11 protein-coding genes and 2 pseudogenes are annotated in these 13,878 nt (G+C 65.1%); 3 read left to right on the forward strand and 10 right to left on the reverse strand.

The features are described from left to right. Nucleotides 1-6: 6 nt before the first annotated feature. The 10 genes from M8330_RS19785 to M8330_RS19830 form a co-directional block, all read right to left on the reverse strand. Nucleotides 7-1,905, reverse strand: a complete 1,899-nt coding sequence (locus M8330_RS19785; protein WP_250828742.1) for an MFS transporter — start codon at nucleotides 1,903-1,905, stop codon at nucleotides 7-9. Next, on the reverse strand, nucleotides 1,902-4,400 hold the full coding sequence (locus M8330_RS22595; protein ID WP_250828743.1) for an ATP-binding protein: 2,499 nt from the start codon (nucleotides 4,398-4,400) through the stop codon (nucleotides 1,902-1,904). Before M8330_RS22595 ends, M8330_RS19785 begins: the two co-directional genes overlap by 4 nt. Next, a complete protein-coding gene (locus M8330_RS19795; protein WP_250828744.1) occupies nucleotides 4,397-4,759 on the reverse strand; it encodes a hypothetical protein in 363 nt (120 codons plus the stop codon). The genes M8330_RS22595 and M8330_RS19795 overlap by 4 nt, the downstream gene beginning before the upstream one ends. A 3-nt stretch (nucleotides 4,760-4,762) precedes the next feature. Then, the gene (locus M8330_RS19800) at nucleotides 4,763-5,023 is read right to left on the reverse strand and encodes a hypothetical protein (protein WP_250828745.1); all 261 of its coding nucleotides are present in this window, start codon (nucleotides 5,021-5,023) and stop codon (nucleotides 4,763-4,765) included. A gap of 220 nt (nucleotides 5,024-5,243) precedes the next feature. Then, the gene (locus M8330_RS19805; RefSeq protein ID WP_250828746.1) at nucleotides 5,244-5,519 is read right to left on the reverse strand and encodes a transposase; all 276 of its coding nucleotides are present in this window, start codon (nucleotides 5,517-5,519) and stop codon (nucleotides 5,244-5,246) included. A gap of 138 nt (nucleotides 5,520-5,657) precedes the next feature. Further along, a complete protein-coding gene (locus M8330_RS19810; RefSeq protein WP_250828747.1) occupies nucleotides 5,658-6,227 on the reverse strand; it encodes a PIN domain-containing protein in 570 nt (189 codons plus the stop codon). Then, entirely contained in the window at nucleotides 6,220-6,732 is a 513-nt protein-coding gene (locus M8330_RS19815) for a response regulator (RefSeq protein ID WP_250828748.1), read from the reverse strand. The genes M8330_RS19810 and M8330_RS19815 overlap by 8 nt, the downstream gene beginning before the upstream one ends. Nucleotides 6,733-6,741: 9 nt before the next feature. After that, nucleotides 6,742-8,817: an ATP-binding protein gene (locus tag M8330_RS19820; RefSeq protein WP_250828749.1), complete on the reverse strand. Its 2,076-nt coding sequence runs from the start codon at nucleotides 8,815-8,817 to the stop codon at nucleotides 6,742-6,744. Further along, nucleotides 8,810-10,159 (reverse strand): glycoside hydrolase family protein, encoded by a 1,350-nt coding sequence (locus M8330_RS19825; protein ID WP_250828750.1) that lies wholly within the window; start codon nucleotides 10,157-10,159, stop codon nucleotides 8,810-8,812. The genes M8330_RS19820 and M8330_RS19825 overlap by 8 nt, the downstream gene beginning before the upstream one ends. After that, nucleotides 10,156-10,410 (reverse strand): hypothetical protein, encoded by a 255-nt coding sequence (locus M8330_RS19830; protein WP_250828751.1) that lies wholly within the window; start codon nucleotides 10,408-10,410, stop codon nucleotides 10,156-10,158. The genes M8330_RS19825 and M8330_RS19830 overlap by 4 nt, the downstream gene beginning before the upstream one ends. Nucleotides 10,411-11,192: 782 nt before the next feature. Here M8330_RS19830 and M8330_RS19835 point away from each other — a divergent pair. From M8330_RS19835 to M8330_RS19845, 3 genes and pseudogenes are all read left to right on the forward strand, one after another. Further along, entirely contained in the window at nucleotides 11,193-11,552 is a 360-nt protein-coding gene (locus M8330_RS19835; protein ID WP_250828752.1) for an SDR family oxidoreductase, read from the forward strand. A gap of 223 nt (nucleotides 11,553-11,775) precedes the next feature. Beyond that, nucleotides 11,776-12,419: pseudogene (locus tag M8330_RS22780) on the forward strand (SDR family NAD(P)-dependent oxidoreductase). Nucleotides 12,420-12,625: 206 nt separating this feature from the next. Continuing rightward, nucleotides 12,626-13,333 (forward strand): annotated as a pseudogene (locus tag M8330_RS19845) (IS256 family transposase); the annotation flags it as partial. Nucleotides 13,334-13,878: the final 545 nt, after the last annotated feature.

The raw sequence follows: 13,878 nt of genomic DNA on the forward strand, positions 1-13,878 counted from the left end.
GGCGGGTCACCGGTCCTGGAGCGAGTCGGTGTCGGAGTCGGCGTCGTGGGGCCGGTAGATCGTGTAGACCTCCTCGCCGTCGTACTCGTGAGGCTCTACGGGCTCGAGTCGGTCGGAGCCGGTGGGTCGCGGGACGAATCCCTCCGGGAGGGCGGCTCGGGCAGCGCCGGCGGTCGTCGCTCGAGGAGGGGCGGGCGCCGGGCCTTCCATCCGTCGGGCGCCCGGTGACGCTGGCGCAGGCGCGGGAGGTTCCGGGGCGCGCGTGGCGTGGCGTCCGGCAGCGGCGGCGTGAGCCGGCTCGAGGGCGGGAGGACGCTGCGTCGCGGTCTGAACGGCGGTGACCGAGGGCCCGGGGGCGGGTGGGCCGGCGGGCCGAGCCTCGGCGCGCTCGGGGGTGGGGTCCTTGAGCTCGTCCTCGACCTTGGCGCCGAGGAAGGCACCTGCGCCCGCCGAGATGCCGCTCGTGGCGAGGCCCAGGCCAGCGAACGCGAGTCGCTTCACGCCCGACATGTCCGGTGGGTTGAGCCGCTCCAGCGGGTTCTGCCGCGGACTGACCATGGCCGTGAGCCGGCGGAACGGCTTGAGGATCACCCACATGAGCAGGCTGAAGACCGGCATGAGGACGAGTCCCAGCCATGCCGGTGCCCCGGACGGGTCGAGCAGCAGACCGAGTACGGCGATGGTCACCGCGGCGCCGATCCCGAAGAGGATCGCGTTGACGACAGCGGCGCCCACGAGGCGTCCGAGGCCGATGACGAGCCCGCGGGCGGTGGGGAACGCGCCCAGTGTCGCGAAGGCAGGGAAGAGCATCACGGCGAGGCGGACGAGGAGGAAGCACCCGATCAGCAGGAGTGCAGAGACGAGGAGGAACGGAAGGGCGAGCAACGTGCCCGTTGCCGAAAGAATGGCGTAGCCGACTCGGGCCTCGGAGCGCTGGCCGGTGAGGTACTCGTACGCCTCGGGGTCGCGGTCCTCGATCTCGCTGGCGACGTCCTTCCAGTCCTCCTGCTTCTGCTCGATGATCTCCTGTCCGCGGTCGGGGTCGTCCTCGAGAATCTGGGCCTCGCGCCAGGTGAGGGCCTGGGCCTGGAAGAGCTGCGGTCCGTAGGTGCGGGCGGTTGCGGAGTCGGCCGAGCCGAGGGCGCCGGCGAGCCAGGCGCGGTAGAGCAGCGCATCGGTGACGCCGGAGGCGACGGCGGTGCCGGGCTCGAGGTCGTCGTGCTGGCCGTCGAGGTGGGTGACGACGGTGCCGAGGGTCTGGGTGACGGTGTCGTCGGCGGCCTGGCCGGCTTCGACGGGCCACCGGAACAGTGCGGTCGCGAGGAGGATCACCAGGAGCGCCCACCCGACGGCGCCGGCGGTGCTCGCGAGCGAGGCACTGCGGGCGCGGATGATGACGAGCCCGCCGATCGCGGCGATGACGAACGGGATCCAGGAGACGAAGAGGTTGTCGTGCAGCGCCGAGGAGACGTCCGAGATAGCGCCGTCGAAGGAGTCGAGGAAGTCGGGGGCGAAGGCCTGCTGGATCACCGATCCGGTGAGGGCGGTGAGGGCCAGCGGGATCTGGGTGATCCAGTTGCTGATCGCCGTGCCGATGACGGCGTCGGGGGCGCGCATGGCATCGGGGCCACAGCCGAGGTCGTAGGTATGCCAGCGGAACCCGGCGAGGCCGTACTGCTCGTAGATCGTGGTGCCGGAGTCTGCCTCGAAGGGGTCGGCCTCCTCGGGGAGCGTGGACGGTGCGGAGGAGAAGTAGCCGGCCAGGCCGCGGCCGGGCACCTCGGGCGTCGGCGGGGTCTTGCAGTCCGGGAAGCCGGGGATTGCCGAGGCCGGCGCCGCCAGGAGAAGGCCGAGCAGCCCCGCGACGACCGACAGCAGGAGAAGCCGGGGGAGCAGCGGCCTCATGCGACATCCTCCGAGCCGCGCTGCGCCGCCGTGGTGTTGAGCGCGGCGAGGAGGTCGGGGTTGCCGGTCAGGTCGATCCGCAGTTTGTCGACGTTGCCGTCCACGTCCCGCATGACGAACTCGCGGAACTGGCTGTCGCCCCGGCCCGACGAGAGAGTCGACAGGACGCGCTCATAGCCGACGCCGGTCGGGACCCTGAGCATGCGGAGACCATCTCGGGCGGTCTCGTCGTCCTCGAGCCTGCCGACGAAGGCCGCGGACATGAAGTTCGCGACGTCCATACCGAGGATGTCGGTCGGGTTCTGGCTGGCGGCGAGCACGCAGGTGTTCCACTTGCGCGAGTCGCGGCCGAGCCGGGAAAAGAGCGCGCGGCCGGCGGACCACTCACCGAGGAAGTGCGTCTCGTCGAGGGCGACCAGCTTGCGCTCGTGCATGGTGCGTCCGTAGACGGCTCGGGTGGCGAACCAGGACGCCAGGTGGAGCAGCGGCACAGCCAGCTGCTCGGAGGTGGACCAGTGGTCCCGGGGGACCGAGCGCGGCGGCAGCACCAGGCCCGGCATCGTCAGGACGGTCAGGGTGGCGCTGAGGCGAGGGGCCGCGCCCTGGGTGCTGGGGAAGAACAGCCGCGACAGTGGGAGCTCGGCCATGTCGCGGAGGTAGTCGGCGACCACCTTGCCGTGCGGGTTGTTCATGCCCTCCAAGTGCGTGACGACGTCCCACAGAGAGGCAGCGGCGTCACCCCGGGTGGAGCGGACCGCCTCGGAGACGACCAGCGCCGTCTGCGGCATGGCGTCGACCGATGCCGGGAGCAGCATCTTGATGACGTCCATGGCGAGGAGCTTGCGGTCCTGTGCGGCCAGCACCTCGGCCTCACGGTGCGCGTCGTCGTCCGCGAACGAAGCCCGTGCCGGAGTCGCCACGACCTCGAACGGGTTCAGCGTCCCGCTGGCGGCGGTGGTGAGGTCGATGTGCTGGCTGGCGGCGGCGAGGTCGGGGAGCTGCGTGAGGCGAGACAGCGGCCCGGACGGGTCGAGGATGATCGACGGGATGCCCCGCCGCACCGCGGAGTAGGCGATCTGCCCGAGGAGCACGCTCTTGCCGGCGCCCAGACCACCGACGACGGGCACGAGGCCGGACGTCTCGCGGACCTCGGTGGCGTAGTGGGTGTCGAACATGACGGCCCGCGCCGAGGCCCCCGCCGTGTACCCGATGTACGGCCCGCGTCGATCGCCGAGACGGCTCGAGGCGGCAGGGACGCCGGCCGCGACGTAAAGCGCAGGGAGACGCCGTCGGTACGCGACCGTGGACACGGACTCACCGGGGATGAACTCGCGCAGCAGGCCGAACTGGCCACGGGGATGCTCGATGGTGACCCGGCGGGAGCGGTAGGACGAGACGACCTTCCGGGCGCGCTCGAGGCACTCCTCTTCAGTGCGGCCCGCGACGGCGATGCGGAACCAGCCGTGGATGCGGGTGGAGGCGACGTCGGCGCCGCGGGTCATCTGGTCCTCGACCTCACGGGCGTGCCGGGCCTGACGGTCGAGCGCCAAGGGCTCGTCGAGGTCGTGCTCGGCGTAGTGCTTCTGCATGTCGCGGACGACCAGCAGCTTGCGCTGGATGGTGCGCCGGGCGTCATTGCCGGCCAGGACGTCGAACTGCGCCGACCACTCCACCGGGAAGGGCAGCCGGTCGGTGTGGCTGAGCCACGGCTCGTGCGCTGGGTCCGGTGCCTCCATCTCCTCGAGCCGCCCCACCGACAGGACCGCGACGTGACGCTCGACGGGAGTCCGGTCAGTGCGACTCGTGAGCTTGACCGTGCGCCCGAGGGCAGGAGCCTCGTACTCCACCCTGTCCTCGAAGGTCGCGAGGTCCTCCTCGGTCCAGAGCTGCTGCTCGACGGGGGAGAGGTCCTGTGGTGAGGGCAGGCCGAGACCGCTCGAGCGGCGGACGAGCCACTCCATCTCGGCGGCGGCAGCGGGACGTCCATCGAGGCCAGGCAGGGCGACGGCCTCGGCGATCCGTTCGACCTCGGGCAGGAGCCGCGCATGCTCGATGTCGGTGGGCCGACGCAGTAGCGTGCTCATCAGCCGGTGCGATGGAGCGCGAGACCTCACGCGGACGCCCAAGTAGACCTCTTTCTCCGCCATCGTCTGGGTGCGCAGGTGGCGCTGCATGTCGACGAGGTGATCGGGCCAGGGCTTGCCGCCAGTGATGGCCAGCGGGGCCGTGGTGAGCTCATCGAGTCGGCGGGCCCACGACGCCGTGGGGTATGGACGCGAGGTGACCCGGACGTGGACCCGATGGCCGGCCAGCCACGAGAGGCCGTCGGCGAAGCCGAGCATGAGCTGCTCGCGCTGACCGTCGGAACGGAAGGCCCAGAGCTGGGTGGGGAGGACGAACCAGGCCCACGCCTCGTCCGCGGTGAAGCAGAGGTTGCCCTCGATCTGGCGCAGGGCAAGGCGGCTCTGGGGTGCGGCGTCGATGGAGCGGCTCACGGCGCACTCCTTTCACGCACACGGACCTTGCGCGAGACGACGAAGACCCGGCGCCCAGACTTCTGCCGGCGTGGGGCTGCGACCTCTGCCCGGACGAGCTGCCAGACGCTGCTGAGAGGCCGGTCGTGGTCGATGACACCGGTGAGGGCGTAGGTCGCGAGCACGGAGAAGACGAGCTCCCAAACGGGAGGGACGCTCACGTTCATCGGGAGGGCGGCCTCGACCAGCAGGATCGCCACGAAGAGGACGAGCCAGATGCTGTAGGCCGAGTAGCGCGCCGTCCAGGGGAGCGTCATGCCGCGGGGGCCGAGCCAGACGGCGTCGACCCGGTAGACGTCGTCGTCGGGGCGGAGCAGCATGGCTCAGCTCTCGAAGACAAAGCCGGCGATGTTGTCGGCGAACCCGTAGAACAGGGCAGCGCCGGCGATCACCATGCAGCCGAGCATGATGTTGGTGACCGTGAGCGCGTTCTGCGACATCTGCCCCTTGCGGGACGACGCGATGATGCCGATCCCGACGAAGAGCAGGATGACCGGGATGATGTTCTTGACTCCCCAGGCGACGATGCCGTCGGAGTTGAAGTCAGGTGCTGCGGTGATGAGCTGCGGAACGAGTTCGAGCATGGTGCGGACCTCCCGAGATGGCTCTCGCGAGGAAGCGGGCCCCCCGACCGCCTCCCCGAGCGAGAGCGGACGATTGATGCTTCTGCTGAGCATCGGACCACACTCAGCGGGCTCCTGCTAGGGGTGCGCCGGCGGCCTGTGGATAACTGCCGTGACGCTCGGTCCCAGTTGAAACGCCAAGCATGGGACGTCTCCACCGCATGCCAGGGACGTCCCGAGACTAATCCGAGTCACAAGGCAGCCAGGGGTGCAGCCGACCCTTCTCTTGTTCCAGGCGTCGGATCCCCTGGTTGGCCTTGCGCAGTTCGGCGGCTTGGTCCCGGGTGATTCCGGGCTTGATGCCGTCCTCCATATCGGTTTGCAGTAGCCACTTCGACAACGTCACCGGATGCACGCCGAAGTCGTGCGCGATCTGCTCGAGAGTCTCACCCGGACCGCGAGCCCGGGCGACCCGGATCACGTCTTCCTTGAACTCCTTGGGATACCTGCCTGCCAAGCGAACATCCTTCCAGTCAGGACCCTCGTCCTAGCCGATCTGGAATTCCCCTCTTCGTTCAGCAGACCCCCCTTCTTCAGCGGCACAGACGCTACGCGACGACGAGGTAATCGAAGCGCGTGAACAATGTGCGTAGAACTAAACATTCTGGTTGCGCTTGTCATATCCTTCGCCGGTCGACGCTAGAACGTCGAGGTTTGCGAAAGTTACGCGGTCATTGAACGACGTAACTGAAAGTGCAGCATCGAAGTCCGTGTCCGACGTAAGAATCTCAACCCTTGCCCCTATGTCGTAAGCCCAACGAGCTGCGATCACGACATGCATGGCGTCCATCGCGTGCAATGCACGACCGTGCTCTCTAGTTGCTAATGTTACGAGAGACATGACATGCTCGGCTGCCTTCGGCGGCGTCTGCAAGACTTGAATCTGCCCGTCTCCGATCCGCTGAAAAAGGTCGGCCCTCGCGCCCAGCCACCACTTATAGTCGCAGTCAGGCAAAGCTTGGGACCGGTAGTTCGTGGTTATATTACTGTGGAACTCAAGAATCGTGAGCTCCGAGCATGCGAAAACGCGAGTCTCATCGGCGAATATTGATTGCAGCACGGGTTGCATTTTCTGTACCCGTGCCACCATCGTGCTTGCGCTAGCATCGGCCTTACGCATGAGGGCAGAGGTGTCCAGATAGGTGTAACGCAGGGGGTCAGGCATCAGCCTTACCCCCATCCGCGGGAAGACGGTTCGATATCAGGTAGGCATCAAGCTCATCAAAGATCGAATCGTCGACCTCTCTTACGTCTTGGGAGGCGTGCGAGAAGGCAACCCAGTCGGTGGAATCGTCCGCGCGGTTAGCTGCGTCTGAAACCTCCTGAAGGATTCGGCGGGCTGTCGCAACGGGATCAGTCTTGATGACCACATCATGAACCAGATGCAAGCCTCTAATCTTCGCGGCGTCATCTTCGTTCAGATAGGCGCTAAGGAGAATCACGCGCACAGAGGGCCGGAGCTTGGAGATGGTTAGCAAGAGCCTGAGGCCCATTTCTGAACCAGGAAGATTAAAGTCGGAAATCACCAGATCGGGGGAGTAAGCATAGAACTTCTCCAGTCCCTCGTCCCACGTGGACGCCGTCTCTAGGGTCAGCCCTTGCGCACGGACGAGATCGGTCGCGCTCGCGACAATCTGGGGATCGTCATCGATGAACAGTGCGTACGACATGCTCGCCTCTCATCTCTTGCCGGGAGCGGGTGACGCTCCAGTAGGTATCTGAACAACGAAACACGTGCCGCTGCTGCTCGTGCTTTCGACCCAGAGAGCTCCGCGGGTGGCAACAATCGAATTCTCGGCCGTGACAAGGCCCTCCGCAGGCCGACCCTTCGTGGACTGGATCAAGCTCAAGTCGTGAACGCTACTCGATTGTTCCCCGAAGCCCGAGCCGTCATCACGAACACGCACCTCTACATGGGTCGGCGACGTCCGCGACAACTGAACCGTCACGGTACCAACCCGATTGGTGTTGTGCGCCGCCTCGATGGCATTCGTAACCAACTCCAGCAGAACTTCTTGAACAAGTGCCCTAGCAGCGAAAACAAGAGCCTCGGTGTTACCTTCTGTTGCGAGTTGAACTTCGTGCTGCTCGGCCAGAGAGTTTGAGTCGGAAACGACCTGATCGATCAGTAACGCAATGTCGAACTCGGAGCTGTCCAGCGCAGGCACCGTAGAAAGCTCACGAACAACGCGCGCCAGGCGCTCAACGTTAGTTTCAATCTTGTCCGCGTGAGATTTGAGCTTCGCGCGCACTCCCGGGGGAATTGACACGTCGTCCGCCAATAACTGAAGGCCGACAACGTCGAAACCCATAGCTTGTAATGGCTGCCCAGCCCTGTGAGCGAGCGCCTTGAGTCTAAGCTGGGCGAAGCGCTCTCCGAGTTCCGCCTGCTGTGCCGCCTTCTTCTCGCGAGAACCTTGCCAGTTACCTTCAATCAGAACTTCGGTATAGATGATCTCTTCGAAAAAATCGAACTCATGGCGCAGGAGCCGAACGAACTCAGCACTGGCATCGTTGTCAAGAAGGCCCAGGCGGTTTGACATGTCGACTAGGGAGGGGTTGGTGGTTCTACCTACTTGCACTTCGCCGGAGAAAGTCGACGGTTGAATCGCCGCATGCCCTTGCCTGGAAGCCTTCCTCGCCTCGACGCCGAGCCAGTCATTGCCAGGCAGGCCGTATGGCTCCACCAGTACGTCGTCGCGATACAGGAGCACGCCGGTTGAGGCTAGATCAATATCTTGGGCTCGTCGTCCAGCAGGTGGCGGCGTGTACAGGAAGAAGCCAGTAACCGGTCCGGGCCACTTCGAGGCGCTGAGTCCCTTATCCGTCGTGGGTTCCAACTCCTCAAGTGTCGGTCGACCAGTAGCGGTGGTCGCCTCAGCGCTACGCTGGATCGTGCGTGCGACGTTCACGTTGTATAGCTCGTCACCGGGAACAGGTTGCGCGGTGATCTTAAAGCGATAGACATACTGTGCTGTATCGAGTCGCGAACTCTCGGCGGTGATCACACCAACGTCGCCTGTTTCGGCAACGACATCCGCATCAAGTTCAAGGTGAAACTTCTTGTCCTTGCCAGCTTGCGCTCGAATCAGAAACGAGAGATCTTGCTTCAGTCGCCCGAGCCTTGTGCGCGGTCGACCAGGAGCGGGTCGTCCGGGAATCTTTCCGACCCATGACTGTGATAAGTCGCTGATCTCGATTAGCGTTCCCTGCTCGAATGCCTCGGAAGGGGCAGAGTCGCGGTATTCAAAGGGGATCGATATTTCGTCCATGGCGCGATACATGTCGTCGAAGCGGGACCAATCGAACTCGACTCTGAGCCATTGGGACGTCTTCGACGGTCGAGTCCAGACTGTCAGAATCTTACCAAGACGCCCCGCCGACAAACGCCCGAGCCCTTTCTCGCCGGCGGGCCTTCGAGATGTGGCGAGCTTGGCAGCCGCACCTGACCGCGGCAATGACGGGCCATCTCCGCGGTAGGTAATGGATTTCTGACTAAACCCTGGCCTCAGCCAGTTGAATCGGAACGAGTCTTCATCCATCCCGATTCCATCATCGGCGATGCTCAGCGAAGTGGGCTCGCCACTTAAAAAGAACCGCACCATGACGTTCTTGGCGCCAGCGTCGTACGCATTCTTCACGAATTCGAGAACCGCAAGATTTGGGTCTGCAATCAACTCACTTCCGAGAAAACGCTGTAGCCTCGCCGACGGCTTCAGGGTCATTGACGGCGCGACCTCATGTGCTTCAGGCATCTTGCCTCTCCTTTGTCGCAAAGACGAGGCTCTCGCGCAGATACGCGGAGCGAGCGGTGCGTCGCTTGGGGTACCTAGCTATATCGATCTTGTCGACGTGAAAACCTGCGACTTCCGCGAGCTGAGCGAGCAGTAGGTCCGATGCAATCACGTAGTCGTTACCTGCTTTGCCATGCATAGAGTTGCCGACTGCAATAGCCATTCTTCCGCCGACATCCAGGCTTGCGTGCAGGAACCGTAGGGTCGCCAACATGTCGTCTGCATAGCCCAGCACCACCTCTTGTCGGCCCCGCCTGTATCGATCATCGGGGATCGCATCGAGAACGGGCGCGAGCAGTGCTTCTATAAGCTTAACGTTTTTGCCGTCTCGGAAGCCATACTGTTCACCCCAGCGGAGGCTACTGTGGCTCCGAACGGTTTGCCGCCGCTGAAGCGAGAAGTCCTCGGACGATGAATACAGTCCGAGGAACCAGGCCTCCAGCTTGTAGACCTCGGTGTAGTCAATGTTGTTGGGGTAGGGAGGCGAGAAGAGCGCAAGATCGTGAGATGGCTGCACTGGCTGCGGAAGGCGCCGGCTGTCTTGGAGAGAAACGGAAGCCGTGAACGGGATTCTTGGCTTATCGATGTCATGAGCGATCGTTTCGACCGCATCGAGGAAGATGTTGATTGGGTTAGTGCGGGCCTTCCCGGCGGTTAGGCGTAGCGCTCGACCGTCTCGTCGCAGATTGCTGGACGGCTCGATCGCAGACGCGAGCGCCAGGTGCAAGAGATCACTGGTGGCAGCGTCGGAGGTTTCTCGAAGGATGGTTGTCAGAGAAGCCTTCAAGGCGAGCAGATTGCGCAAGTTCTCTGTCGGGAAGTAGTCAGGATTGGCAAATGTTGTCAGTGACGGGATCTCGGTCAATCCGTCTTGTTCGGTTAGGGCGCGCCTCGCGATGTGCCCTGCGACGGTCTGGATTCTGAGAGGGCCAACCATATGTCCCGACATCTTTGCTCGGGAGACCAGGTGGAGGAACGGATTCACTTCCATTGCGGTGACACGAGACTCATCGAGGTCCCCGCGACGGATGAGGTCGCCAGCAGATACCCCGGTCGTTCCACTGCCGGAGAAGGGGTCAACGAGTCGAAGCGTTCGTAACCCGTCGAGCCCAGTGTCATTAAGAACCTGCCCGAGCATCTCGGACGAGTAGGCCTCTTTCATGCGGAACCACCGATGAATAGGCGTAGCCGAGTTCCCGTTCGCTGTCACGAGTGTCGTGTACTTGCCTGAACTCAAGATCGAGTACCGAGATTCGATCTGGTAGTAGTGCTTCTCAAGCAGGTCGTGGGCCGTTGTGGTCATTCGGTCTCATCCACCCGAGTCACCTTGAAACCGAGGCGCTTCAGGATTGTTCGTGCTTGATTCGTCGTAAAGTCAAGACGATCGAGTCCAGTGGCAGCGCTGAAGACTTGCTTCACGGGGTAGATCGAGCCCTGGACTTCTACGATGTGAAGCCTCGGTGGCTCGGGTGTAGCGCTGCGCGCTGCATCTCGCACCTGCTGCACGGTGAGCGTCATCTGCTCCCCGTTCAGCTGAAACGACACGGTCGTCATTGCCCACCTCCTACACCACCATCACTACCACTACCTACACTACGCCAACGACGCTCGCTCCCCCGGTCGGAAGCCCGATCGGCACTCGACGGTGAGGCAGATGTCCTGCTGCGCGCTGTCGAGGAGGCCTATGCAAGGGCAGGTGGTTGGGCGACGGTCCTCGCTCGCGCCGGGCGGGAGCCTTGCGCGGCCCTCGGTGCCTCGTTCAGCCAAGGAAGGGGACCTGAAGGGGACCAGAACCATGCAGTTCATGCATCTCGTGAGTCGCGCTGCATGATCTGAGGCCCGGAACCACGCGGATTTCGGCCTCGACGACGCCGTCTGGACGCCTGGGCGTCAAGGGGTCGCAAGTTCAAATCCTGTTAGCCCGACCGAATCAAACCGCCTCTGACCTGCGGAAACGCAGAGGTCAGGGGTGGTTTGTTGTCTCCGGGAGCCGTCGGCTGCAGTAGCGGCTGCAGTAGAGCGCGTGGCAGTTTTCAGAGCCACCCAGGAGAACCGGGCCAGCGACCTGATGCTCGAGCACCTGACCCAGCAGGCATCCCCGATCGGCTTGAGCCGGTCTTGGCGGACAGCGGGGTCACTGCGGCCGCCGCGCGCATATTGCGGATACAGCCCTCACGTCCCTGATGTGAAGATCGACGGGCCTCTGCTGGGTCAGATCTGGGCCGCTGCCCGCATTCCGTCGCCAGGCGAGCACTCCCAGCTCGCTAGAAAATCGAGCGCCTCGCGCGAGGGGATCCCGGGCGGCGCCGTGAAGACGAGGACGTACTGCCCGCGCAGTGGCTCTGGGGGAAGCGCAGGCCCTCGCCGGAGAGGTCTCGCCGTTCGGCATCAAGGTGACCCTGATGGAGCCCGACGCGTTCAGCACCCACTTCGGTGGCTCCTCGGCCCGCTTCGCCGCACCGCTCGATGCCTACGCGCCCTTGCACGAGGCGATGGGCGACTTCCAAGGGGCGCTCCAGAGCGGTGGCGACCCGGTGTCCTTCGCTGCTGTGGTTCTCGAGCTCGTCGACCTCGACGAGCCCCCGCTGCGCCAGTTCTTCGGGCCGGAGCCCCTCAACACCATGACTGCCGACTACGAGGCGCGCATGGCGACCTGGAGGGCCGGCCAGGACCGCGCCATCCACGCGAACGCCTGACCCCTCACCGCGACCGGGCAACAGCGGACGAAGAACCGGTCGCCGCACCCCACAGACGACGGCGGCCGCTCCGACCACCGACAAGCGGCCGTCGTCGTTACGAATCGCCGAATGAGAGCAGTACCAACATGAGTGTGAACGGTAAGGTCGCGATCGTCACCGGAGCCTCCAAGGGGCTAGGGCCGCCATCGCTGGCGCCCTCGCGGCGGACGGCGCACAGGTGGTGGTCAACTATGCGGCCTCACGCGAGGCCGCCGACGAGGTCGTGGCCGCAATCCGCGCCGGCGGCGGGCACGCGACGGCTGTGCGCGCCGATCTGACCAGCAACGACGGTGCCGTGGCGCTGGTCGCGGCCACACTCGAGCCCTACGGCCGCGTTGACATCCTCGTCAACAACGCGGGCCGGTATGAATACGCACCCGTGCCCGATGTGACCACCGATAGCTTCCACCGCGTTTTCGACCTCGACGTGCTCGGCCTCATCCTCGTCACCCGCGAGGCGGTGCAACACATGGGTGAGGGCGCCAGCGTGATCAATCTCAGCTCGCTCGCCTCCACCATGAACCCGCCCGGAGCGCTGGTCTACACCGCAGCCAAGCGCGCCGTTGACGGCATCACCGCCCAGCTCGCCACGAGCTCGGCCCCTGTCGCATCCGGGTCAACGGCGTCGCCCCGGGGCTCATCGAGACCGACGGGACGCGCGACGCAGGCTTCTTCAGCACCGTTACCGAGGGCTTCGCGGGCGACACCGACCTGGGACGTCCTGGCACCGCCCAGGACATCGCGGCGGTGGTCAGCTTCCTCGCCTCTGACGCAGCGGGGTGGGTCCCGGGACAGACCATCGTCGCGAACGGCGCACAGGGCTGACCCTGCACGCTGCGGTGGGCCTGGGGGGGCCGGAGGCAGCGGCGGTTCGGGGTCACACGCTCCAGGTTCCTGCACTTGTCCGGCACGTTCGGCCGGGAGCCAGAGGAGCCGCGCCAGGGTTTCACTGAGGCCATGGGGTCGGCGAAACTCATGCGAGGTGGTACCGGGTCTGGTGGCCTCCCGCCGCTCTGCACCAGCCCGGCAAGGGCGGCCAGGTCGTCTCGATGGCCGTCATCGTGGCGACCGGCGTCACCGCCACGGGCGAGCGCGAGATCCTCGGCCTGGACGTCGGTGACAGCGAGGACGAGGTGTTCTGGCGCGCGTTCCTGCTGTCGCTGAAGCAGCGTGGCCTGGCCGGCGTCCGGCTGGTGATCAGCGACCAGCACGCAGGCCTCGTGGCTGCCCTGTCGAGGGCGTTCCAGGGCGCTGCGCACCAGCGGTGCCGGGTCCACTTCGCCCGCAACCTGCTCGCCCACGTCCCCAAGGGGACAGGCGGAGCTGGTCGCCTCGACGTTCCGGATGATCTTCGCCCAGCCCACCCCCGCCGACGTAGCGCGGCCTGGGACAAGACCCGCGACGGGCTCGCCCCCCGATGGCCCAAGCTCGGGCCGTACATGGACGAGGCCAAGGCAGAGGTCCTCGCCTTTACCGGGTTCCCGCGGGAGCACTGGCGCAAGATCTGGTCCACCAACCCCCTCGAGCGGGTGAACAAGGAGATCAAGCGCCGCAGCCGGGTCGTGGGCATCTTCCCGAAGCCCGCCAGCGTCATCAGACTGGTCGGCGCCGCGCTGATCGACATGCACGACGAGTGGATCGCCGGTGATCGCCGCTACCTGTCCGAGGGGTCCATGGCCAAGCTCAGCGGCACCAGCGATACTGAACCCGTCGCTGCCATCGAGAGCAACGACGTGTAGGCAGCGAGGATCACCTCAAAGCCCACCACCCCGCGGGGCACTGCATGGGATGCCCTCCAGGCGCACGACGAGAAGCGCAGCGTTGAGGTGCAACGAGAGGCACGGAAGGCAGCACCGAAGTGGTGCAAGTGGGCCAGCGGTGCCGAGTCGGCGGTTGGCGCTGTCGGCGTCCGCAGCACGTGCACACCATCGAGATGGGCCGAACCGGAGCCGCGTGCGACCCCTTGACTGGTGGCTGCAACGGCGGCTGCAACGTCCGGGTACGTGGACACGCGGCCCAAGACTCCCTAGCGATCCTTCACGCTCAGCGAGACCGCCAGGCACGCTCGCCACGCGTGTAGCCGCGCCTGGGGGTCAAGGGGTCGCAGGTTCAAATCCTGTCAGCCCGACCGAACCAAACCGCCTCTGACCTGCGGAAACGCAGACGTCAGAGGCGGTTTTGTTGTCTCTGTCAGCCATCGGCTGCAGTAGCGGCTGCAGTAGCGGCTGCAGTAGAGCGCGTGGCCGGCTGCAGAGCGCCGTTCTAGAAGACGGATTGAAGAACG

The organism is Nocardioides bruguierae (assembly GCF_023656415.1).
GTDB lineage: Bacteria > Actinomycetota > Actinomycetes > Propionibacteriales > Nocardioidaceae > Nocardioides > Nocardioides bruguierae.